Origin of the sequence: Pedobacter lithocola (genome assembly GCF_042650845.1) — a bacterium.
GTDB classification, from domain to species: domain Bacteria; phylum Bacteroidota; class Bacteroidia; order Sphingobacteriales; family Sphingobacteriaceae; genus Pedobacter; species Pedobacter lithocola.
Genome location: NZ_JBHSBW010000003.1, coordinates 1 through 22256 on the forward strand (window position 1 = coordinate 1; position 22256 = coordinate 22256).

General features: G+C 36.0%; 19 protein-coding genes. 8 read left to right on the plus strand and 11 right to left on the minus strand.

The genetic code is table 11. The features are described 5' to 3' along the window. The first annotated feature begins 885 nt into the window (after positions 1 to 885). Both ACFOWA_RS00750 and ACFOWA_RS00755 read left to right on the plus strand, forming a co-directional pair. Positions 886 to 1509, plus strand: coding sequence for a PAS domain-containing protein (locus ACFOWA_RS00750; RefSeq protein ID WP_378980865.1), 624 nt, complete (start codon positions 886 to 888; stop codon positions 1507 to 1509). A 96-nt stretch (positions 1510 to 1605) separates the two neighbouring features. Continuing rightward, on the plus strand, positions 1606 to 2025 hold the full coding sequence (locus ACFOWA_RS00755; protein WP_378980867.1) for a response regulator: 420 nt from the start codon (positions 1606 to 1608) through the stop codon (positions 2023 to 2025). Between the two features lie 62 nt (positions 2026 to 2087). Here the strand turns inward: ACFOWA_RS00755 and ACFOWA_RS00760 are convergent, their stop codons facing one another. From ACFOWA_RS00760 to ACFOWA_RS00805, 10 genes are all read right to left on the minus strand, one after another. Further along, the gene (locus ACFOWA_RS00760) at positions 2088 to 3302 is read right to left on the minus strand and encodes a DUF3570 domain-containing protein (RefSeq protein WP_378980869.1); all 1215 of its coding nucleotides are present in this window, start codon (positions 3300 to 3302) and stop codon (positions 2088 to 2090) included. Between the two features lie 12 nt (positions 3303 to 3314). Next, positions 3315 to 3545: a DUF4266 domain-containing protein gene (locus tag ACFOWA_RS00765; protein WP_378980871.1), complete on the minus strand. Its 231-nt coding sequence runs from the start codon at positions 3543 to 3545 to the stop codon at positions 3315 to 3317. Between the two features lie 2 nt (positions 3546 to 3547). Beyond that, on the minus strand, positions 3548 to 4480 hold the full coding sequence (locus tag ACFOWA_RS00770) for an FAD:protein FMN transferase (protein WP_378980872.1): 933 nt from the start codon (positions 4478 to 4480) through the stop codon (positions 3548 to 3550). 2 nt (positions 4481 to 4482) lie between these two features. Further along, the gene (locus ACFOWA_RS00775) at positions 4483 to 4911 is read right to left on the minus strand and encodes a thioredoxin family protein (RefSeq protein ID WP_378980874.1); all 429 of its coding nucleotides are present in this window, start codon (positions 4909 to 4911) and stop codon (positions 4483 to 4485) included. Between the two features lie 279 nt (positions 4912 to 5190). Next, positions 5191 to 6444: a PorY family sensor histidine kinase gene (locus ACFOWA_RS00780; RefSeq protein WP_378980876.1), complete on the minus strand. Its 1254-nt coding sequence runs from the start codon at positions 6442 to 6444 to the stop codon at positions 5191 to 5193. After that, positions 6441 to 7118, minus strand: coding sequence for a response regulator transcription factor (locus tag ACFOWA_RS00785; RefSeq protein ID WP_378980878.1), 678 nt, complete (start codon positions 7116 to 7118; stop codon positions 6441 to 6443). Before ACFOWA_RS00785 ends, ACFOWA_RS00780 begins: the two co-directional genes overlap by 4 nt. Positions 7119 to 7326: 208 nt before the next feature. Then, positions 7327 to 8403 carry a phytase gene (locus tag ACFOWA_RS00790; protein WP_378980880.1) on the minus strand — a complete coding sequence of 359 codons (1077 nt, stop codon included), beginning with the start codon at positions 8401 to 8403 and terminating at the stop codon, positions 7327 to 7329. A 1-nt stretch (position 8404) separates the two neighbouring features. Then, positions 8405 to 9667 carry a right-handed parallel beta-helix repeat-containing protein gene (locus ACFOWA_RS00795; RefSeq protein ID WP_378980882.1) on the minus strand — a complete coding sequence of 421 codons (1263 nt, stop codon included), beginning with the start codon at positions 9665 to 9667 and terminating at the stop codon, positions 8405 to 8407. Positions 9668 to 9689: 22 nt separating this feature from the next. Then, on the minus strand, positions 9690 to 12467 hold the full coding sequence (locus tag ACFOWA_RS00800; protein WP_378980884.1) for a TonB-dependent receptor: 2778 nt from the start codon (positions 12465 to 12467) through the stop codon (positions 9690 to 9692). A gap of 260 nt (positions 12468 to 12727) precedes the next feature. Next, positions 12728 to 14332 (minus strand): tetratricopeptide repeat protein, encoded by a 1605-nt coding sequence (locus ACFOWA_RS00805; protein ID WP_378980886.1) that lies wholly within the window; start codon positions 14330 to 14332, stop codon positions 12728 to 12730. A gap of 383 nt (positions 14333 to 14715) precedes the next feature. On the opposite strand from ACFOWA_RS00805, the gene ACFOWA_RS00810 reads away from it, so the two are divergent. The 6 genes from ACFOWA_RS00810 to ACFOWA_RS00835 all read left to right on the plus strand — a co-directional run bounded on the left by ACFOWA_RS00810 (position 14716) and on the right by ACFOWA_RS00835 (position 20135). Beyond that, complete coding sequence (locus tag ACFOWA_RS00810) at positions 14716 to 15966, plus strand: NAD(P)/FAD-dependent oxidoreductase (RefSeq protein WP_378980888.1); 1251 nt, start codon at positions 14716 to 14718, stop codon at positions 15964 to 15966. Then, positions 15963 to 17018 carry an oxygenase MpaB family protein gene (locus ACFOWA_RS00815; protein WP_378980890.1) on the plus strand — a complete coding sequence of 352 codons (1056 nt, stop codon included), beginning with the start codon at positions 15963 to 15965 and terminating at the stop codon, positions 17016 to 17018. The genes ACFOWA_RS00810 and ACFOWA_RS00815 overlap by 4 nt, the downstream gene beginning before the upstream one ends. 155 nt (positions 17019 to 17173) lie before the next feature. Beyond that, positions 17174 to 17743, plus strand: a complete 570-nt coding sequence (locus tag ACFOWA_RS00820; RefSeq protein WP_378980892.1) for a Crp/Fnr family transcriptional regulator — start codon at positions 17174 to 17176, stop codon at positions 17741 to 17743. Between the two features lie 53 nt (positions 17744 to 17796). Further along, positions 17797 to 18327, plus strand: a complete 531-nt coding sequence (locus ACFOWA_RS00825; RefSeq protein ID WP_378980894.1) for a heme-binding protein — start codon at positions 17797 to 17799, stop codon at positions 18325 to 18327. 32 nt (positions 18328 to 18359) lie between these two features. Next, positions 18360 to 18767, plus strand: a complete 408-nt coding sequence (uraH, locus tag ACFOWA_RS00830; protein ID WP_378980896.1) for a hydroxyisourate hydrolase — start codon at positions 18360 to 18362, stop codon at positions 18765 to 18767. 249 nt (positions 18768 to 19016) lie between these two features. Continuing rightward, positions 19017 to 20135 (plus strand): Gfo/Idh/MocA family protein, encoded by a 1119-nt coding sequence (locus ACFOWA_RS00835; RefSeq protein ID WP_378980898.1) that lies wholly within the window; start codon positions 19017 to 19019, stop codon positions 20133 to 20135. Between the two features lie 213 nt (positions 20136 to 20348). Here ACFOWA_RS00835 and ACFOWA_RS00840 read toward each other — a convergent pair whose 3' ends face one another. Then, the gene (locus ACFOWA_RS00840) at positions 20349 to 21251 is read right to left on the minus strand and encodes a prohibitin family protein (RefSeq protein WP_378980900.1); all 903 of its coding nucleotides are present in this window, start codon (positions 21249 to 21251) and stop codon (positions 20349 to 20351) included. Positions 21252 to 22256 lie beyond the last annotated feature (1005 nt).

Here is a 22256-nt window from a genome sequence, read left to right on the forward strand (position 1 = left end):
TTAATTGTTGAACAATTAATATATCGCACAGCGTTATGTGGCTAAACTGAAACTGCTTTTCTTAATATAATTTTAAATATTAACAGGCGTGTGTGATTGTTTTGGAAGTGAACGTTCAGCATTTCAGTGCCGATTTTAGTCCTGCTTTTCGCTGTAGCGCCAATGAAAAATTGGCGACTGCCGCTTCAATCAGGCTTATTGACAAAGGATAGTTTCTATCGTAGTATAGAAATAAGATATTAATTGTTAAACAATTAACACATTGCACAGGGTTATGTGGCTAAACTGAAACTGCTTTTCTTAATATAATTTTAAATATTAACAGGCGTGTGTGATTGTTTTGGAAGTGAACGTTCAGCGTTTCATTGCCGATTTTAGTCCTGCTTTTCGCTGTAGCGCCAATGAAAAATTGGCGGCTGCCGCTTCAATCAGGCTTATAAACAAAGGATAGTTTCTATCGTAGTATAGAGATAAGAAATTAATTGTTGAACAATTAATATATCGCACAGCGTTATGTGGCTAAACTGAAACTGCTTTTCTCAATATAATTTTAAATATTAACAGGCGTGTGTGATTGTTTTGGAAGTGAACGTTCAGCATTTCAGTGCCGATTTTAGTCCTGCTTTTCGCTATAGCGCCAATGAAAAATTGGCGGCTGCCGCTACAATCAGGCTTATTAACAAAGGGTAGTTATTGTAAATAGCAGTTTAAGTGCAAATTTAATCTGCACTTAAAATTTTGCTTTTACTTAGGATACAACGTCTTAACATTTTTTACATTAATTTCTATAAACAATCGTTTTTTTACTATTTTGAACCATTCTAATCTGCTTTTATAATTAGAAAAATTCTTATAATCATCTATCCCTATTATTACCGCTTTACAATGAAAGAAATTATAAAATCACTTCAAGACTCAAAATATTTTTACATAATTATCTCCGGTATGGATGCAAAATACGCTTATGTAAATCAGCATTATGCCAATGAGTTTAAATACATCCACGAAAATTTTGCAGGTCAACCGTATCATATTACCATGCACCCAGATGATCGATATACATGCGAGGAAGTATCTAAAAAATGTTTTGCCAATCCTGGTCAACTTTTCCCCGCAATTATTCGCAAACATGATGGAGAAGGCGGCTACATTTATACGCAATGGGAATACCTAGCCATGTTTGATGATGATGGAAACCCAGAAGGAATATTCTGCTTAGGCTACAACATTACCCAATTTGTGGCCGATAAACAAAATCTAGAAGGTGCAATGGATAAAATAGAGAAAAATTCTACCCTACTTTCAGAAATTGCATTTCAACAAGCCCATTTAATACGAGCACCCTTAACAAACATCCTTGCATTAACAGCTATTTTAAATAAGCGAACGGTTGATGATGAACTGCGTTCTATTTGCCAAATGATTTTAGAAAGTGCTTTAAAACTCGATTATACGGTTAAAAATATAGTAGAAAATATAAACACCAGCGAAGAAGAAAACGAGGTTTAATATTTGCATGAAGCCAGGCAAACAAGATAGGCTATTTTATGTTCTGTATATTATTTACCTCGAACAAAATAGAAAATCTATACCCCTGGCTTAACTATGAAACATAAAATCCTGATTGTTGACGATGATGATATTGCGCTATTTCTTCACTCAACTTTACTGATTGATTGTGGTGCAGTTTGCGAACCCCAAACATTTAATAGTGCTTCAGCAGCTATAAGTTATTTGGAAAATCCGGTTAGTGCGGATAATCATTATCTTATATTTTTAGATATAAACATGCCCATCATGAACGGATGGGGTTTTCTAGAGAAATTAAACGGGCATCCATTACAAAACAATATACAAGTTGTAATGGTAACTTCATCAACAGAAAATAGTGAAAAAAAGAAAGCGCTCAACATCCAATTGGTAAAAGATTTTTTAATTAAGCCTTTAAAAGAAAAAGATTTGTCTGATTTGCAATCTATTCAAAATTTCGAATCGTTTTTTAATAAGAGTGATAACGCGGCTTAGGTGTTTTGGGAAGCAATGGTATGACAACAAGCTATCTAGGCTTGCTGTCATATAAAATATCTCTACTTAAACTTCAAATTTAGCGATACTACATTAGATACCAGGTTTGTGGAACGAGAATAGTGTCCGTATCGGAGTTCGAGCATGTTTAATCTTTGCCAACCAAAAACACCTTTAGGCGGTGTAAAACGCACACCTGCACCATAAAAATCGCTGGATAGTGTAGCTAAATCATAATCGCTGGTAAAGAACTGCTCGTTTACATTATGTTGTCCGTATGGAGCGAAATATTTTGTACCAACCTGATTGTTATTTCGATAAAACGGGCTCACAGAGAAGAATGCATTAATTTTAACCGGAATTTCCAGTTCTGCAGTATGCGCCTTTATTCCCCAGTTATCCACGTAGTATCGGTAAAAAGTACGTAACACAAATCTATCACTCAGAAAATAATTCATACGAAGGCCAATAGGCAATTTGTACCTCTCATCAGGTAGTGTTTCTGCCCGAAGCGAACCATCAGAAAAGTAGTTTCTCTGATATTTTGTGGCCAACAAACCCTTTTGATAAGACGGCTCTATAATAAGAGCAACCTGAAACTTTTGGTTAACAACTTGTGATAAGGAAAAAGACGAGCTAAAAGAATTTCTAGGTGCAGTATCATATTCTTCGCCATCTTTACCTGCATTTCCGGTTCGAAGCTCGATGGGAAGGATAACTGTCCACTGATCTAAAAATGCTTGTAACTTAAAATCGAACTGCGTATTCTTATCTTTTGATAAGCGGGTTAGATTAAAACCTGCACCCATCGATTGATAATCATATTCTGTTGAGTATGAGCCAGTAAATCCAAACGAATTACCTGTTGTTTCATTAGAATGTGTCCAGTTTAACGATGGATATATTCTTGTATCAGCAGAGGAAGCTGAAGAAATTGTAGATAGATCTATTTTATCGGAAGAGGCAGATGAATAATGATCAACTCCAAGTTCAAAAAGAAAGGTATTTTTTTTCCCATTTTTATTAAATTTTGATACCTGAAGGTCAATCGTATTTGCAAAATCGCTCAGTTTTTCTGTTCCAATTCCACCAGTAACGGCAGAGTTATTTCCATTCTGGCTATAATAAGCTGAAACCAAGTTAACTTCATCAATTTTTAGTTTACGCGATTGATAATTGCTTGTAGAATCAACTTTTAGCGGATTTGGTTTGGTTTGTGCAAAGGCGCTTAGTATGCCAAAATACATAAAAAGCACGTGTAGATATATTTTTCTCATCGATTAGAACAACTAATTACAGCCGCAACCACCACCACTTTTGCCACCATTGGCGCCCGATGCACCTTCACGATACAGCTGAAAACTTTGTTCGAACTTTTGCACCTTTCGGGCCGAAAGAATCATGTCTGCGTCGTTAATTTTATTTTTCTGGTAAGACTTCACCGTGCTGCAAGCGCTTAAACTTGTAATTGCCAACAGGGCAATAAGCGCTGAGTAATAAAATTTTCTTGTGTGCTTCATATTTAAATCACATTAATATTATTAGAAGTATAAATCCTGTCGTTATCATCAATTACGATACATGCAACATGTTTAATTTGGTTAATAAGTTCAATACCAACCTTTACACCCATTACCGTTACTGGTGTAGCAAGCGCATCAGCAAGTTCGGCACTTGGGCAAATGATGCTAACGCTTTTTATTCCGCTTACGGGTAAGCCCGTTTTGGGGTCGATTGTATGCGAATATCTTTTCCCGTTGATGGTAACAAACTTTTCGTAATTGCCACTGGTTGCAATAGCCATGTTACTAATGTTTAGAGCAGAAAATGGTCGCTCTGTTTGTTCAGGGTCGGCAATACCAACAGTCCATAGGTTTCCATTGGGCTGGCTTCCCCAAGTTGTAAGGTCTCCGGCAGCATTAACAATTCCATTTTCAATACCCAAATTTTGCAAAACAGCTTTGCATCTATCTGCGGCATATCCTTTACCAATGCCACCGAAACCAATACGCATACCTCTATTCCTTAAAAAAACGGTTGAGTTTGCTTTATCTAGTATCACGTTTCGATAATCTATAAGCTTAACAGATGCGAGTGCCGTTTCCGGGTCGGGTAAGCTTGTCATATTTATATCGAAATTCCACAAACGCTTATCTATCGAACCATAAGAAATATCAAAAGCACCATCTGTAATTTCTGATATTTTATTGCCCCGCTCAATTAAAGAAATAACTTCAGCATCTACTTTAACTGGTGTAATACCTGCATTTGTGTTTATTAAACTAGTTTGGCTATCGTTATTATAAGTTGTTAAAAGAGATTCAATCCTTCTTACTTCATCTACAGCAGCATTAATTGCTTTATTCCCTTCTTGCTCACTTTTGGCTATCACCGTAAATTCGAAGCGATTGCCCATTAGCTTTAAAATACTGTTAACGGAAACTTCTTTAGCCATAATTACTTTTGTGTATTCTCTATTTGGGCAACAAATGCAGTTGGCGAGACACCAGGAAAACCATCCCAGGTTTTAATCACCTTTCCATTTTCATCAACCAAAACGGTATAAGGAAACTTTCCATTAGGATTATAGACATCAGCGAGGGCTTCATTTAGCTTAATTTGCTCTTTAGGCAATTGATTCTTTTTTTGCCGAGGAAAATCAGCTCTTACTAAAACCAAATTAACATTTGCATACTTTTCAAAAACTTGCGATTCTAATATTTCACTACGTAACCTAATGCATGGGCCGCACCAATCTGAACCTGAAAAATTAATTAAGATGCGTTTATGGCTGAATTTTGCTTGTTTCTTAGCTTCAGAAAAATCTCCAATCCATACTGCCGAAGTGGTAAAAAGGGTAAATAAGAATATAAAAAGGAGTTTCATAATTTTGGAGTAAATAAGTAATTGATTATCGATTTTGTGTTTCGATAAGCGTTATGTCTCTTTCAATTTTTACATCAAAAAAGGGAAATTATTAATATTGATATAATAAAATGTCGAACACAAGATTATCCTAAAAAATTTCAGCTATTAATTATTCATCAATGAGCAACCGAGCAAATAGATGAAGTAAATTTTATCGAACAAAGTAAGCTATGAACTCTGAAGAAATTCTGAAGTTTTCAAATCTTTATTGAGTTAAAAGATTTCTTTCTAGAGATTTCATTTGTTAAATGTAATTGTAAAACAGTGTAAATCTAACTGATAGTTATAGCTTAAACCATATCCCTGCCGATTACAAATTTGTTTCAAAATGGCTAAACCAAGTCCGGTTCCCTCTGATGAATTGTCTTTATAAAACCTGTCGAATATTTTTTTTGGGTCGAGAGCCTTGTTATGACCAGTATTTGCGAAAATTATTCTATCCGTATCAAGCTTAATTTCTACTTTACCAAACTCATAATTATGCCGAATTACATTGCTAAAAAGATTGTTAATTAAAATATCTAACAACTGCGGACTTGCAGAAACGGTAACATCCAACAAATCCATATCAACGGTAATTTTTCTTTCGGCGATAAGTTCATCAAAATAAACGGCTTTCTCTTGAATTAGTGATTTTAGATTAACCAACTCTTCATCTTGCAACAAGTTATTATCTATTTTAACCAATAATAAAAGCGATTGGTTAAGCTTAGTTAACCTAGAAGTAGCTTTGTAAAGTTCTATCAAAGTATCTCCATCACCTTTTCCCAAGGTATTTGATTGAAGCATATTATCTAATTTCGAATTTATCACTGCTAAGGGCGTCATCATTTCGTGAGATGCATTTTCAGTAAACAGCTTAATTTCATCGTAATCGGATTTTACCTTTCCTGATAATTCAACCAGCACTCGGTTTAGCTGTCGAAATTCCTCAACAGGCATTTCCACCGGTTCGTAAGGTTTTTCTCTGTTGATATTGAATGTGGTGATATTTTTTAAGAGCTGCTCAAAAGGTGTCCATATTTGTTTAAGTAAAATACGGTTGATAAATAGAACGATTGCAAATAAAATCATTACTGGTATAAGAATGATTAGGCAGATATTTCTGATTTGCTCCTGCTTTTCTGATTTGGAAGAAATTACAACGATTTGGTAAGGCTGCCCATCCAGAATAAGTTGTGTTTTTAGAAATCTAGCTGTTTCCTTTTTGTGCTTTAAAGCATTAAAATAAATAGTATCACCATAAGCACTCGTATTTTGAGCCTTTGCAATTTTTTTATATTGAACAACTAAATCTTCAAATTCGTGTGGTTTGTAGAAATTTCCATTTACTGAATACTCTTTTACTTCCATTATTTCTTCTACCAAATCATGGTCTATTTGCTGATCCAAGTAAAAAACCAGCATCCTGTAAAATAGAAACCCTATAATTAGCAATCCGGAGAAGCTTATTAAAATTAGTATGCGATTGTATTTTGTAAAGAGTTTCATGTGCTGATGAATTTATAACCAATTCCATATACAGAATGGAAATAATCTTCGCTCCCGGCATCTGTAAGTTTCTTTCTGATATTTTTGATGTGGGTGTAAATAAAATCGAAACTATCTGCCATATCAGAATCATCTCCCCAGATGTGCTCAACCGCAGCAGATTTCGAAATTACCCTCCCCTTATTCGATACGAAATAAAGCAACAAATCAAATTCCTTTTTGGTCATGTGAACTTCCTGTCCATTTACGGTTACCTCTTTTGCATCGAGATCGATACGGATTTCGTTAAATTGAATGTGTCGTTCTCCTTGTGCACTTTTTCTACGAACAACAGCTAAAATTCTGGCATTGAGTTCTGATAAATGAAAGGGTTTGATGAGATAATCATCAGCGCCAAGATTAAGCCCTTCAATTCTTTGGTCGATGGAATTTCTTGCTGAAATGATAATAACACCTTCAGCTTTATTCAGTCTTTTAAGATAATTCAGTAGTTGTAAACCTTCGCCATCGGGCAGCGTTAAATCGAGCAGAATGCAATCATATTGGTAAACGCCCACCTTTTCCATCGCTTGGGTATAAGTAGAAGCGGTGCTGCAGATGTTGCCTTCATCGGTTAGATACTGCGCAATACTACTTTGCAAGATAAGTTCATCTTCAACAATCAGGATTTTCATATCATCAAATATGATTTAAGATACTGAAGACATTTTGAAGTTTACCAAAAAACGAAATAAATTGTGATACTATATTGCTATTTCGTGGTTAATAGTATCATGTTTAGCTATCCTTTGATATAAAATTTAATGCAAAGCTTCTAGAGAAATAAAAAAGGCGGGTTGAAAAAATTCAGCCCGCCTTAATATTGTTAACCTAATAATTGGCTTACGGATTAATCTTTAATGTTTTACCTGCAATATCTTCCCAGCGGTAAAAATGAAATGTTCTATCATCGCTCATGGCAACAAGTAATCCATGTTTAAAATCTGAGTTTAGTGGTACTGATACTACATCAATACCATCTGTCTGGTTAGCCGAGTATTTTATGGTGGTTAATAATGGGTGCTGATTTAAAGCCCCGGCTTTGCCTGTTCGGCTGTAGACTTTTAACTGCCTTGCACCTTGGTCTGACACCAAAATATATCCTTTATTTCCTGCAGTTTTATAAATTGCTATCCCTTCATTATCTACAGCAAAGTCTCCTTGTCCGAATAGAGAAATTTCTTCATTACCTTTAGCGGGATCTGCATAATATTTCCGCACCCCAAACTGTTCATCACAGTAATAAATATAGCCAAGTTCGTTATCTACAGCTATGGCTTCAATTTCTTTTTTACCGCTGTATTTGCCAAATTTTCTTACCAAATCAGCCTTGATATTTCCTCTGCCATCATCGCTTAACAAATATTGCCATAAGTAACCACCCTCCTTCGGACCAGTTTTTCTTCCAACGATTGCGTAGATTTTCTTGTCTGGCGCAGTGTACATCGATATTCCCATCAAATCTCTAAATTCTGGTTCAGTTTCTCCAACAAATACCGGAATTCCACCGTTATCTACTGCTTTCATATTTGGCAAGGCATAAATTCGAAGTTTATGCGTATATCGTTCTGTAGTTACAACAATATCTGTTTTTTTTCCGCTTAACATCAAGCCGTAAGCAATATCAACATTGTCTGGTCTTTGCAAGCCCTTTATTGTTTTTGAGGGAATAATTTTTCCTTTGAGATCAAAAACATACAAACCACCTTTGGCATCTTTATCAGTACCAATAACCAAAGACTTTGCAGGGTCGGCGGGGTTAACCCATATAGCTGGATCATCGGTATCAAAATCTACCTTATCAGAAATATACAAGGGTTTAACCGCTGCGGTATCTTTTTTTTGAGCAATACCATTGCAAGAAAAGCAAATACTTAAGATTACAATTCCTGCAATATTTATTAAATTTTTATTCTTCATTTTAAATTTTAGTACCATAAGCACCAACAAAAGTAGCCGGAGCAGGAGAAGTGTACGTTATACCATTTTTCATTACAATACCCGTAGCATGATGACGGGTAAAATTGGTGATGCCCTTGCCTAAAGCAGGAGAATTTCCCTGAAGATGAAAATCCCAAGAAGTATTAAAATCAGCGTTGCTTACGGCTGTATTTACAGGATAATTAACAAATTTAGGATCATTATCTCCTGCAACTTTACTTATAACATCATTCTTTCCACCAATAACATCATTAGCACCTGGCTGAAACTGGTTAACAGTAAGCTGGTCGAAGCCATAATACCAGTTATTGCTGTAAGTAGAGCGACTATCTTCAGGTTTTTTGGGATCTCTTTTTATTCCAAAACGGGTATTTGCGAACAGGTTGTTATATAAATCTGCACGAACGGTGCTCTCCAACCAAACCGAACCACCTTTTGCTGTAGGTCTTCTCCATCCTGTGTTTACCATCGTGTTATTGTATGCAATTATATAAGTTTGTGGCGTTTTATCACCTGTGTTTGATAATTTAAGCGCATTGGTATTTGTACTGTAGATCAAATTGTAAGCAATATCTGCTAAACAACCCGATTTAAAATTCATCGCCTCGCCACCGCTTACACCTGTAGTGTAAAAAATGTTATTGGCAAAAATAATTTTACCGCCTTCTATGTAAGTACAATCTTCTTGTAGATTTCTAAATATCGTATTTTGCACAACCAATTTACCTTTTGCATTTGAGAACCAAAGCGCCGGAAGATTTTCTCCAGCAACAGCTTTGTAAAGTCCCATTTTTACTGAGGTTGAGGCATCTGATGTAGTGGAGCCTGCGTATTCGATAATCGCATGGTCTAATACCAATTCTTCGCACGTTGGGCCAGCTAAAATGCCACCCCATAGTTTGCCAAATTTTTTTTGAGCCGTTTTATAAAATTCGTTTACAGTAAATTTAATTGGATTATCTGCAGTACCCAAGGCATATAAATTTCCTTTAACAATGATTTCTGGTTTTGCCACGGTATCCATCAACACGGTAACACCCTCTTCAATGGTAAGTGTTTTCCCTTCAGGAATAATGATATCGCCCTTAATTACTTGTGTGCTTCCTTTTGTCCAAACGCCGGAAACTTCTCCAATTGCAGAACCTTCAGCTATCGTTGTATCTACATCGACATTGGCTTTTTCGCAACCTGCAAGAGCCATAAGTGCCAGAACTAGCAACTTAAAAATCTGATTCGATTTCATATTTTTCTTTTAAAATTATTAATTAATTAAACTTATATCTAAAACCAATCAGATAATTCTGACCGTAATAATCACTTCTAACCAATGTCTGCCCATCTTTTACCAATTGCTCGTTGATTTTGCTGTTTTCAGGATTGGTACCTTTAATGAATAATTTAGTTGGTGTATTTAAAATGTTATTTGCTTTGACAAAAACACTGATGCCACCTTTAAATCTTTTCTCGGCCGAGGCATCCATTTGAATGAAACCCTCTTGCCATAAATCATTATTTAAGAATTGGGAAACGGTATTTATACGCGGACCTGTGTAAGCACCAGCAACTTGAACATCCCAACCCTTTTTGGTATCCTTAAACAATAAAGATACATTTGCAATGTGTTCTGACTGACCATAAAGCGTTCGCTCTTGCTCAACAGAAACTGCTTGGATATCTCCTGTTGCCGGATTAATCACTCTTGAAGTTTTCGGTGTAGTAATTCTAGAATGGGTATAGGTATAATTTGCCTTAACCCCTATTTTACTGAAATATTTAATGTAATCTACTTCTGCACCATAATTATTCGCTGTACCAAAGTTTCCAGGCGTGTAGTAAATGTCTTGTCCTCGTGTAGCATCAGCCTGAAAAGTATATTCGATAGGATCTTTGATTCTCTTGTAAAATGCACCGACCAAAAGCTGCTCAGATGCGCCAGGAAAAAGCTCGTATCGTAAGTCAAAGTTATCAGCAAGGGCACGCTTTAAATTAGGATTACCGCGTTCCTGAAATTCTTCGTTAACTACTTTACCTGGAACAATCTCGTAGAAACCAGGACGATTAAGTGCTTTATAGTAAGAGGCATGTAATTGCGACTTCTCGCTTAAAAAATATTTCGCTGTTAAGCTTGGCAACACATCAGTATATACTTGTTGCCCGTTTGGAAATGTTTCTCCGGCAGGGAAAAGCAAATTATAACCTTGGATAGTATGCTCTATCCTTGCGCCACCAGTTAACTCTAACTTGGCTGAAATGTATTTGAACATACCGTAACCAGCGGTAATTTTTTCTGATGCATCATAAGTTAATGAGTTAGCAACGGCGCCGGTTGGGTTGCTCACTATCAAATTCAAATCAGTATAATTTTTATAATCTACACCATAAATTTTATTCGCATCAGCGGCTGATGGCCCAAGGTTGTAGTTGTTAAAGAAACTGCTTCGCTGCTTATCGCGGTATAATCCACCAGCCATAACATCGAGTTTATTTTCACCAAAAGTAAAGCGGTAAGTAAGGTCAAGGTATCCTGCCAAATCCTCATCCGTATTGCGTTCCCACCTGTGGGTAACCGGATTGGTGTTTACCAGACTAAGGCGCCTGCTTTGAAAATTCTGCTGAATGCCATTCAAGCTGATACTGGTGTTCTCTGGCACGTCGTTTTTAGCAGATGAATACACAGCCGACCATTGTACTTTAAATTTTTCATCAAAAAATTTATGGTCGCCATGTAAAGTACTGTTGTAAATTTGCTGCTCGGTTAATCGGCTTCGGGTGTTGTAAACCAGTTCTGCATTTCCTGCGGTTGGGTTATAAACGCCATTATATGTTGTTGTTACCGCATCTCTAAGTTGTTCATTTTTTAAGTTTACATATACGTTGTATAGACTTAACTGATGATTTTTATTAAAAACATAATCTATCTTTCCGTGTAAACCCGTACGCTGCTGTTGTTCTGAAAACTCCCTGTAGCTTTTGCTAGTGATGACAGAATAGGCATCTGTACCATTAACAGCGGTGTTATAAAAGGTACTGTTGCTACCACGATAAGTATTTTGATAACTTCCGGCCAGAACAACACCTAGTTTATTATCTAAAAACCTTTGGCTTAGTGATAAACTACCAATTAAATTTGGTGCCGGATTTTTATATTTATAATCCAATGTTCCTTTTGTAAAATTGTTTTGGTTTGCATTATAGCTTTTTCCATTTAATTCGTAAGGCGATTTATATTGAATATCAGACGAATTGAAACTCGCAAACTTTCTATCAATAAAAAGCCGACTATAACCAGAAGAAATGTTAGCATTCACCTGAAATTTCCCGGGTGCATTCTTCATTACCATATTAATTCCGCCGCCAATTGCATCACCTTCCAAATTTGGAGTAAGTGTTTTATAAACTTCAAGTCTATCAAGTAAATCCGAAGGGAAAAGATCTAAAGGAACATAACGATATTTATTATCAGGGCTTGGTATTTTAACACCATTTACCAGCGTATAGTTATAGCGTTTATCCATGCCTCTAAGTATGGCATACTGCCCGTCGCCATTGCTGTTTCGTTCAATAGAAACTCCAGATATACGCTGCATCACATTTGCAACGGTCAAATCCGGAGAGATCTCAATTGCTCTACCAGATACGATATTCATGATTTGAGTAGCATTTTTTTCTAAGCGGCGAGCTCCCTGATCAGTAGAACTTACAACATTTGATTTGATGGTTACATCATCAAGACTTTTAGAGTCACTTTCCATATAAAATTTCAAGTGTTCATTATCTTCCTTTTCTACTGTGAAGGTTTTGGTGATGGTTTTATAAGTGATATAACTTACACTAATTTTTGCAGAGCCTGTTGAAACTCCTTTGAATTCAAAAGTACCATCTAATCCGGTATTGGTTACCCGTTTCGGGTTTTCTAATATCACCGTAGCGCCTACAATGGCTTCTCCGGTTTGCTTATCGTAAACGTGACCTTTTATTTTTGTGGCATTAGCTGTGCCTGCACAAAAAATAAGAAAAAACAGAATTTGTAAAAGTTTATTCATTTGTTTGGTATTGCCTTTTTATTATCGACAATGCAAAGGTGTAAACACAAAATCACAGCGTGAAATTTTAAGGGTTACATAAAGGCAACATCGTTACCAAGGGCATATACACAAAAGCAACATGAATACACAATATGTTGGTTATCAAATCTTTGTGACACTATAAAAACGCCGTTATGCTTTTATTACCGTTACATTAACAAATTGTTAAGCCCAGGAAACCATAAAAAAGTATAGTTTTAGCGGGCTGAATGTAACGCTTAAAGTGATTGAATAAAAGCTGATAAATTATCTCCCTGTGCCAAATTTAGTTTCTTTCTTAGCCGATAGCGGGATACCCTTAGGCTGTCGGTTGATATTCCCAGCAAGGTTGCGATGTCTGTAGAATCCAGATTCATTTTTAGCAATGCTATCAAACGCATATCAGCAGATGTTAGCTCGCTGCTAAATTTTTTCAGTTGTTCTAAAAACTGGTGGTGAACCTGCTCAAAGGCAAGCGTAAATTCTTTCCAGTTTCGTTCATGATTAAAACTTTGATTAATTTCAGCTAAAATCATATTCATCTGTTTTTTCTGATCACGCTTATCATCTTTCACCATCGCTTGTAGCGTACTTCGAAGGTTTTCGAGAAACTGATTGTTCTTAATCAAATTTAAAGTATGGGTAGACAGCTCACGGGTTTTAACTTCGAGTTGTTGCTTTAGGTTTTGCTCTTCTAACTGAAGGTTCTTGAGTTCTAAGCTGGTTAAATCATGTTCAATTTCTTTATGTTTGGCCAGCATACGTTGGTCTTTTAGCTTCAAACGCTGGCGACTAAAAATTACAAATCCTAAAACAACAGTTAATAAAACAACTATCGTTGCTGAGAATGCAATAATTCGATTTACTTTCCGGTCGTTTTGTAAACGAGTAATCTCATTTGATTTTTTGTTGATATCATAAAGCACCTGTAAAAAGGCGACTTGTTTTGCGCCATCCTCAGAGTATAAATCTATTGTGTATTTATAACCTAATTTTACATAATGATAAGCGCTATCCATTTGATTAAGAAGTTCATAAGCTTTACCCAAATCTCTGCAACAAGAAGCCAATTGATAAATATTACCGAGTTTATTGGCAAGCTTCATTGCAGTTTGCGTTTCTAATATACTTTCTTTGTACTTACCTGTTTTACGTAAAATATCGCCTAAATTGTTAATTACCTCGATGCTACCAAGCTCATTATTAGATTTTTGATACAACAAGAGTGAGTTTTTAAAATGTTGGGCAGCGAGGTCATATTTCTCCAGATCCTCGTAAATACTTCCTAAGTTTTCGTAAATTTTCGCTCTGCCGTTGATGTCGTTTGTTTTTGCATTTACTTTTAAAGCAAGGTTTTGGTAATAAAATGCACTATCGTATTTTTGGCGTTTTTCGTAAAGTTGCCCTATATGACCATATACTGTCGCCTGCCCTTTTAACTCATTTTGTTTTTTATAGATATTCAATGCAATCGAATAATTCTTCATTGCCTTATTCGGCTGTTTGATGTAGTAATAAAGCACACCGATATCGCAAAGGTTTGCTGCGAGTGATAGTTGTTTATCATTTGTACTAAAAATCTTATCGGCCTTTAAAAAGAAATCAAGCGCCTGCCTAAAATGCCCCTGATGATAGCACACGTTGCCCATTTGCTGCAGACAATTACCTTCTAAAATCGCATTATCATTCTCTATCGCCTTGGCATAGATTTTTTTTAACTCGACTAGAGATTCAATTGGCGTTTTTTGTGGCTGTCTGGTTAAAGTTTGCTGGTCTCCGCCTTGCGCATTAATCTTGGCAGATATTAAGGAAAGGAAAAAGATTAACTTAAAAAATTTCATCATGCTGAAGACTTTTTCAGCAAAGAAAACCCATATACGTTAAGTTAACGTTAAGACATTAAATAAATTAATCAGTGTAATGCCAAAACCACAAAGCTAATAGTGCCAATTATAGCATAACAGCCTAGATATCTGCGAATGTTTTCTCTTTGGTAAATAAATCATCTTGTTTTTTACAGAGACCTTATTCTATGAGATTTAAAAGAATCTGATTAGCATTTTTTGATTAATTCCGGACAATGAAGCTTTAGATAAAAAGTATATTTGCTTTACAAGCAGGTTAAATGAAAGGCAATTGTTAATACAATTACTTTAACCGATGAGACCAGAAATTGGCAAACAATATCTTGAAATAAACATTAATTATCATTTAGTAAATAACCGAAATGGACAAAGATGCAGAAGTAATTATAATTGGTGCTGGTTTAGCCGGACTAACTGCAGCAAAGGTTTTGAAAAATGCAGGAAAATCGGTTCTGGTAATCGAGGCATCTGATGGAGTTGGCGGAAGAGTAAGAACCGATGAGATTGATGGTTTTCTTTTAGATAGAGGTTTTCAAGTTCTGTTAACGGCTTATCCTGAAACAAAAAATTTATTAGACTATAAAGCACTTGATCTTCGAAGTTTCGATTCGGGTGCCTTAATATTGGATGAAAAAGAGATTAGTAAAATCGGCGATCCACTCCGACAACCTACATCGCTTATCAGTACATTGTTTTCTAAGGCCGGAACATTAGCTGATAAATTGCGGATATTGAAACTGAAGTTAAAGCTTAATGCTAAATCCATATCAGATATTTTCGCTGAGCAGGAAATGTCAACCCTGATGTACTTAGAAAAACAAGGCTTTAGCAATTTAATAATTAATAAGTTTTTCCGTCCATTCTTCACAGGTATTTTCCTTGAAGATAAACTGCAAACTTCCAGCAGAATGTTCGAATTTGTATTTAAAATGTTCGGAGAGGGAAATGCTGCAATCCCAGCTAAAGGTATGGGGATGATACCACTACAGCTTGCCTCATGCCTTGCAGCGAATGAATTGCTATTGAATAGCAAGGTTTTGACCCTCGAATCGGGAACAGTAACTACAACAACAGGCCAGTCTTATACTTCTGAATTTGTAATTATAGCTGCAGACGAATTGAATTTGCCTTTCCCCCATCAAAAAGATGCAAAAAATTTCTGTTCGGTAACCAATGTTTATTTTACAGCTAAAAACAAACCCTATAACAAGCCATTAATTGCACTAAACACTTTACCTGGAAAGTTGGTGAATAATATTGCGGTTATGAATACAATTTCAAAAGATTATTCGAAGAATGGTCAGGCATTGATATCGCTATCGCTCATTGGCGATCATTCTGCCAAAGATGAAAAACTACTACAGCAAGAGATTTTAGATGAGTTGAAATACTGGTATGCTGATGCGTTGAACTGGAAACACCTTAAAACTTATCATATAAAATACGCTCTTCCAAACGATGATAAAGTAAGTAATGAAATGGCTGCTGAAGACATCGCATTAAATAAACAATGTTATAGATGTGGCGATTATCTACTGAACGGATCGATTAATGCAGCAATGAAAAGCGGTAGAATTGTAGCGGAAGCAATTATTAAAAGTATGGCGAAATGATGGGGACAGAGGAAATTTATAATGGAACATTTTTAGATATTAAACGGCAATCGGGCGATCGGGTTGTTGATGAATTTATCACATTTGTATTCGCAGATAATGATAGGAAACAGCAACTGCAGCAATGGTTGGCAGATAATTCATCAATGTCCCAATTAGATGAAATGTTTCCCAATTTTGATTTCATCAAGCAAAGTAATGAGCTACCTTTATGGGCAAAACCAGAACTCATCCGAGAGGGTAATACATTTTTCGCCCAGCATTCTGAACAGATTATGAGTCTTCTCGGCTTATTGTCACTTCCTTATTGTTATGCTGCTGCCGATGGAGCTATGGTATTGTATCTATCAGAAAAAATTAGAAAAAATACGACCAAACGCCTATACGATACAGCAGTTTTTGTTTGGGAAGTTATGGGTCCACAGGCATTCTCAAAGGGTGGAAATGGTTTTAAAGAGGCTTTGAAAGTTAGAATAATCCATGCCGCAGTTCGCTATTACACGCTACAAAGCGGCAAATGGAACGAAAAATGGGGCATTCCGATTAATCAGGAAGATATGGCGGGAACCAACCTTTCCTTTTCATTAATTGTTGTTCGAGGGCTGCGCAAACTGGGTATTACCATAAGCAACCGAGAGCAAATTGCCTTTCTGCACCTTTGGAAAGTTGTAGGGTATTTTACCGGAGTGGACAAAGATTTGCTACCTGAAAATGGAAAAATGGCTACACAGCTTGATATCGCTATTAGAAATCGTCAGTTCTGTATTTCAGAACACGGGCAGGAACTCACCAGTTCACTCATAGAACACATTCTCACTTTAAATAAAAGGAAAGTTAGCAAAAATGATATTCTTGGTTTGATGCGGAATTTACTTGGTAAAGATATAGCAGATATGCTCAACATCCAGGCACCCGAATTATCAAAATATAAGCTCACCTTAATTAAAACAGTAAATTTTGTTAAAAGCTTTAAACCTAGCGGCGATAGCGTTCATCTTTATCATCAAGCTTATGCTGCATTTAAAAAACAAAGTATACAGGTTCAGCAATAAGTACTGTATATATTCGAATTAACTGAGTATTCTGCTTACTGATGAACATTTTTAATGTTGCAGAAATAACCAGAAACAGCTAGAAAAATAAATATCACTTTCAACTATTTATATATTTTTTGCCGAACGAAATAATATAACTCAATAATACCCGGATGTTTAAGCTTTTAGAATCTTACATTAAATCTATAACTCACATTGATGAGGCGAGCCTGAATATGATCTTTACTAAGTTCAGCATCCTTAAAACCGGTCGCAACCAGACATTAGTTGATTACGATGAAGTTTGCAAAAACCATTATTTTGTAAATAAGGGTGGTGTCAGGATTTATGCAATAAATACCGACGGAATGGAAATTATCCGTTATTTTGCATTTCAAGGTGAATTTGGCACCGCTTTGCCTAGCTTAATTGATCAAAAACCAGCATTTGAATACCTCAAAACCATTGAAAAATCAGAATTGCTAACCATTAGCAGAACAGATTTCTATGAGTTGGTCGATCAGATTCCAGAATTTGCACTCGTCTATCGTAGGATATTGGAAAAGGGATTTATCATTGCTCAAAAAAGAATATACGGCTTTCAGGGATTTAGTGCACTTGAAAAAGTAATCTGGATAAAAACCCATCAACCTAACCTTTTACTTAAAGTTTCGAATAAAATGGCTGCATCTTATCTCGGGATATCTCCGTCTACACTGAGCAGAATCAAGACCAAGCTTTAAAAACGTTGACTTAGAACAACGTTTTTCATTTAACGTGAAGCTACCTTTGTATCATGAAATCGATCATACATTTAGCTTTACTATGTTTTTTAGCGAATACTTCTTTAGCACAGACCAATTACCCTAAAAAAAGTGACACACAATCTTCACGGTCATTTTTAATACAAAAGGAAGTAATTACTCTAGAAGCAGCTATTCATTTGGCTAATTCAGCAAGGAAAAAAGCTTCCCTATTAGGCAAGGATGTTTCAGTTGCTGTAGTGGATGCCAATGGACAAATAATTATCCTTAGCCGTGGTGACGGAGTAGGGATTCATAATACTGAAGCTGCAAGACGAAAAGCGTTTACAGCAGCATCAACCAAAACAGCAACACTCATTTTATCAAGAAATACAAGAGTTAATCCAGATACGGAAAACCTCGCAAATTTGCCAGAACTTCTACTGCTTGGAGGGGGAATTCCGCTTTTTCATCAAGGCAAAATAATTGGGGCAATTGGCATAGCAGGTGGTGGCAGCCCCGAGCATGACGATCTCATTGGAAGATCAGTAAGTATGCTAGATGCTGATATTATAGCCAAGTAATAAATTCAATTCACATATTAATAAATAAGCACATGAAAAAAATAATTTTAGGTTTGCTATTTAGCTTATCGATAAGCCTAGCTTACGCACAAGTACCTGTGTATCGGCTATCCAGCCACATACTCGATGTTTCTACCGGACTTCCAGCACAGAATGTAACTGTTAAATTAGAAAAATTAAACGAGAGCAATCAAACGTGGGCATCTGTAGATCAAAAGAGAACGGACCAAAATGGTAGGATTAGCAATTTTTTGGAAGAAACGAAATCCGAGAAAGGAATATACAGATTAACATTTTTGATCGCAGACTATTTTAAATCTAAAAAAACTGAGAGTTTTTATCCTTTCATCGAGGTGGTATTTCAAATCAAAGATGAGAAGCACTACCATGTTCCAATTACTTTATCTCCATTTGGTTATAGCACATACAGAGGTAATTAACTTCCTAAAAGTAAAATCAGCAAAGCTAGCTTTAAAGCTTTCGGAAATTTTAGCGTAGATATTCATAAATTGTAAGAATTTTAGACCACAGTGCAATTATTAATATTAATCCGGAAACCCTACATTAAAACTAAATCTGACAACCGAGTGTTAGTTAATATAATGTGAATCAGTGATTTGTAAATTAAAAACTGATTAATCTTATTGATCACGCTATATTACTGAATAGATTTAGCCACCGGGTAAAATATGAATACTAGAAGAGATTTTATACAAAAAATGGGTTTATCAGCATTAATGCTGCAATTAAGTTCTGTTACAGCCTTTGCTGACGGATTTGACCAAATCGGAAAACCTTATGAAGGTAAAATACTTCGTGTAGCCATTATGGGTTTAGGTGGATATGGAACCCGTGTGGCAGAAGCGATGAAAGCTTGTACCAAGGCGAAGCTGGTCGGTGTGATTAGTGGTACGCCTTCAAAAATAAAAGATTGGCAAACCAAATATAATATACCAGAAAAGAACTGCTATAACTATGAGAACTTCGATCAGGTAAAAAATAATCCAGATATAGATGCAATTTATGTGATTACGCCAAATGCACTGCATCATAGTCAAGTTATCCGTGTGGCTAAAGCTGGAAAACATGCCATATGTGAGAAACCGATGGCTTTGAATGCTAAGGAAGGACAGGAAATGATTGATGCTTGTAAAAAAGCTAACGTAAAACTGCTAATTGGCTACAGAATGCATTTTGAACCTCGTACGCTTGAGGTAATCCGAATGAGAAATGCGGGCGACTTTGGCAAGATTATGTTCTTCCAGGCACAATGCGGCTTTAAAGCAGGCGATCCGAAGCAGTGGCGATTAAACAAATCACTTGCAGGCGGAGGATCAATGATGGATATTGGAATTTACGCCATCAATGGAGCAAGGTATATGGTGGGCGAGGAACCGATTTGGGTTTCGGCTCAGGAAACCAAAACCGATACGATAAAGTTTAAAGAAGGCGTAGATGAAACCATACAATTTCAATTGGGTTTCCCTAGCGGAGCAGTGGCATCTTGCTTGTCTAGTTATAATATCAATCACCTGGATAGATTTTTTATGAGTGGAGATAAAGGATTTGCAGAGATGCAACCTTCTACCGGTTATGGTCCAATTATGGGCAGAACACACAAAGGAGCGCTGACGGAAGCTATAACAACCCATCAAACTGTACAAATGGATGAAATGGCGAGCATTATTTTTGAAGACACTAAGCCATTGGTTCCTGTAAACGGTGAGGAAGGCTTAAAAGATCTTAAAATTATTGACGCCATCTATCAAGCGGTGAAAATGGGGAAAAAGGTAAATCTAAATGTTTAATTGACAACGCTTTAAGCTATATTTATTTAGGATTATATACTCTGATCCCTATTCTTAAAGCTTTTGTTGCTTCTAATTAAAATGATATAATTTGTGTCATAAATTCAGTTTGCGAAAAATTCAGGTAAAAAGCTAAGCGAACAAACAATAAATGATCTGATGCGCTGGCTCATAAAATAACAGCCAGCGCATTCAGCTAAAACCTAAAGCAACTTAATTACTACCAAGTATTACCGGATTTTTTCCGTTCCCCATAATAATAATCTTAGTATTTGGTGAAAGTGCGATATCTTTTTGTGCAAGGATGGATTCATATTGGAGCTGCTTGTCGCTCAAACCTGTTGAAAGAATTTTCTGATAATCGGCTATACCCTGCGCCTCAATTCGTTTACGCTCAGCCAATTGCTTTTCCTTCTGGAGTACAAACTGCATTTTCTGGGCATCCTGTTCAGCATTGATTTTAGACTCAATCGCTTTACGCACAGATTCGGGAAGGGTGACATTCCTGACTAAGAGCTGCTCAAGCTTTAGCCCACGTTTTGTGAAACTCTGATCAATTGCGGCGAAGATTTTGCTTTGGAATTCTTGTCTTTTGGTAGAATATAATGCTACAGCCTCATAAGAAACTGCATTATCCCTTATGGCAGTCCTTGCAATCGGCCTAACAATTTTATCAAGATAATCATCTCCAATTTCTTTTAATATTCTTGGAGCATCATTAGGCGTTACGCTGAAGAGCACAGACAGATCGATTGTAACCTCAAGGCCGTCAGAAGTTAGTATGCGGATGGCGTCATCTCCAACTTTGTTGCCTTCATCATGTACCGCAGACATGGTATAGTTCTGAGTTTTAACGTCAAAAGTAGTAACCTCAACCAAGGGGTTAATAATATTGAGCCCACTAAAGAGCACATCGTTATCAACTTTTCCATACAAGGTTTTTACCCCAACCTGTCCTGCAGGTATAACTTTGAACATGGAAAGCGAAGCACCCAGTAGGATTATGACAATTCCAGCAATTCTGAATAGTTTGCTGTATTTAGTTAAGGGCGTATCTCCTTTTGCAGAAATGATACTGAGTATAATAATAGATAAACCTAAAATAATGAGAAACATGATATTTTGTTTAATTTATATAACCCTGGATCAAAGGAAATGCCTCGAATATCAGGCCGCAAATAAATGCACTTATAACCATTTTGAATGGTTTTTTTGCTTTTTCATTAAAAATGTCTCATTAATTTACCATGCCATAATGGGGTGTTTTTTTTTATTTTGGGATACTGATTTGATTTTAAAATTTCAAGTATTATACTGTTTTAATGATGTTTGAAAACTACTATTTTGAAATTCGACACTTGAAAAACCTTGCGTAAAACGTTTACACTGACAGATAAAAAAAGCTTGTTCGATTGAAAATAAAAAAGCCGTTCCAAGTGAATGAAACGGCTGTAGGGGGTGGAGAATATCGGATTGAAAAATTCGCCTAATATTTCTCCGTAGATGCCTTTTTGATACTCTGAGAGGGGTTTTACTTTTCTCATTTCGCTATTTTTAGGGGGTAATTGGCAGACTTTTGTCAGACTTTTCACCCTTAATTTCTATTTTAAAATTAAGAAAAAACATCCTCTTTTGCAAACGGAAAGCAGTTTATTAACCATTACTTTTTATCTTCTAGAAAATTAAACTGTCAGGCTTTTCGTTAAAAGCTTAAAAAGTCCATTGTTAAAGATTGTTAAACTCTTGTTAATAAGTGAATTAAGTAAGTATAATATTGTCATTCGAAGTCATTAACCAAACTTTTCCAAAAAGAACCTTATTTTAATACTGTTTAACTGGAATATTTAACTTTCATCTCCAGATTTTTGCTATAAAGATTTGATTAACTTAGTCTTGTCAACTCCCTACAAGATTAAATAGTTTGAATGAATATTTGTAAAATATCGATGTTTTCCTCAACAAGCAGACGGCATATCATTGGAATTTGATCAACATCTTCATACTTAATCTTGATATTATCTTCCAAATTGTCTTGTAACTCAAAGAAAGATTGCAATAACTTAATATAATACGAACGTAGGCCCAATCAGCACTTAAAGCCAGGCGATAATTTAGCACTAC

Coding starts and splice junctions, on each gene's coding strand:
- ACFOWA_RS00750 (WP_378980865.1), top strand. CDS start 886: ATGAAAGAAATTATAAAATCACTTCAAGACTCAAAATATTTTTACATA.
- ACFOWA_RS00755 (WP_378980867.1), top strand. CDS start 1,606: ATGAAACATAAAATCCTGATTGTTGACGATGATGATATTGCGCTATTT.
- ACFOWA_RS00760 (WP_378980869.1), bottom strand. CDS start 3,302: ATGAGAAAAATATATCTACACGTGCTTTTTATGTATTTTGGCATACTA.
- ACFOWA_RS00765 (WP_378980871.1), bottom strand. CDS start 3,545: ATGAAGCACACAAGAAAATTTTATTACTCAGCGCTTATTGCCCTGTTG.
- ACFOWA_RS00770 (WP_378980872.1), bottom strand. CDS start 4,480: ATGGCTAAAGAAGTTTCCGTTAACAGTATTTTAAAGCTAATGGGCAAT.
- ACFOWA_RS00775 (WP_378980874.1), bottom strand. CDS start 4,911: ATGAAACTCCTTTTTATATTCTTATTTACCCTTTTTACCACTTCGGCA.
- ACFOWA_RS00780 (WP_378980876.1), bottom strand. CDS start 6,444: ATGAAACTCTTTACAAAATACAATCGCATACTAATTTTAATAAGCTTC.
- ACFOWA_RS00785 (WP_378980878.1), bottom strand. CDS start 7,118: ATGAAAATCCTGATTGTTGAAGATGAACTTATCTTGCAAAGTAGTATT.
- ACFOWA_RS00790 (WP_378980880.1), bottom strand. CDS start 8,403: ATGAAGAATAAAAATTTAATAAATATTGCAGGAATTGTAATCTTAAGT.
- ACFOWA_RS00795 (WP_378980882.1), bottom strand. CDS start 9,667: ATGAAATCGAATCAGATTTTTAAGTTGCTAGTTCTGGCACTTATGGCT.
- ACFOWA_RS00800 (WP_378980884.1), bottom strand. CDS start 12,467: ATGAATAAACTTTTACAAATTCTGTTTTTTCTTATTTTTTGTGCAGGC.
- ACFOWA_RS00805 (WP_378980886.1), bottom strand. CDS start 14,332: ATGATGAAATTTTTTAAGTTAATCTTTTTCCTTTCCTTAATATCTGCC.
- ACFOWA_RS00810 (WP_378980888.1), top strand. CDS start 14,716: ATGGACAAAGATGCAGAAGTAATTATAATTGGTGCTGGTTTAGCCGGA.
- ACFOWA_RS00815 (WP_378980890.1), top strand. CDS start 15,963: ATGATGGGGACAGAGGAAATTTATAATGGAACATTTTTAGATATTAAA.
- ACFOWA_RS00820 (WP_378980892.1), top strand. CDS start 17,174: ATGTTTAAGCTTTTAGAATCTTACATTAAATCTATAACTCACATTGAT.
- ACFOWA_RS00825 (WP_378980894.1), top strand. CDS start 17,797: ATGAAATCGATCATACATTTAGCTTTACTATGTTTTTTAGCGAATACT.
- uraH (WP_378980896.1), top strand. CDS start 18,360: ATGAAAAAAATAATTTTAGGTTTGCTATTTAGCTTATCGATAAGCCTA.
- ACFOWA_RS00835 (WP_378980898.1), top strand. CDS start 19,017: ATGAATACTAGAAGAGATTTTATACAAAAAATGGGTTTATCAGCATTA.
- ACFOWA_RS00840 (WP_378980900.1), bottom strand. CDS start 21,251: ATGTTTCTCATTATTTTAGGTTTATCTATTATTATACTCAGTATCATT.